Source organism: Tannerella forsythia, from assembly GCF_001006485.1.
Lineage (GTDB): Bacteria > Bacteroidota > Bacteroidia > Bacteroidales > Tannerellaceae > Tannerella > Tannerella forsythia.
This window is the reverse complement of the sequence record NZ_JUET01000009.1, coordinates 1-390: the sequence shown is the minus strand read 5'-3', so window position 1 is coordinate 390 and position 390 is coordinate 1. Positions and strand designations below refer to the sequence as shown.

Genomic DNA, 390 nt, shown 5'->3' with positions numbered 1-390 from the left:
AGCCGTGCCTTCAGCAATAATCCTTCCTTCTGACAGAACACAGGCGTAGTCTGCGATGGATAATACTTCATTCACATCATGTGACACCGCCACGCTGGTTAAATTAAGGCTGTCATTTAGTTTGCGTATGAGCTCAATCAACACTCCCATCGTAATCGGATCCTGTCCAACAAAAGGCTCGTCATAAAAAATCATGTCAGGATCCAATGCAATGGCTCTTGCCAAGGCAACCCGTCGAGCCATGCCACCAGACAATTCTGAAACTTTTAATGCCTGCGCACCTCTTAATCCAACAGCTTGTAGTTTCATCAACACCAAAGGACGAATAATTTCTTCCGGAAGCTTTGTATGTTCGCGAACCGGAAAGGCCACATTATCAAAGACATTTAA

The 390-nt window shown here is 44.6% G+C and carries 1 protein-coding gene; it reads right to left on the bottom strand.

Going from position 1 to position 390, the window contains the following annotated elements:
• The coding region (locus Tanf_RS16565) for an ABC transporter ATP-binding protein (RefSeq protein ID WP_046824509.1) at positions 1-390 on the bottom strand (390 nt) is incomplete at both ends.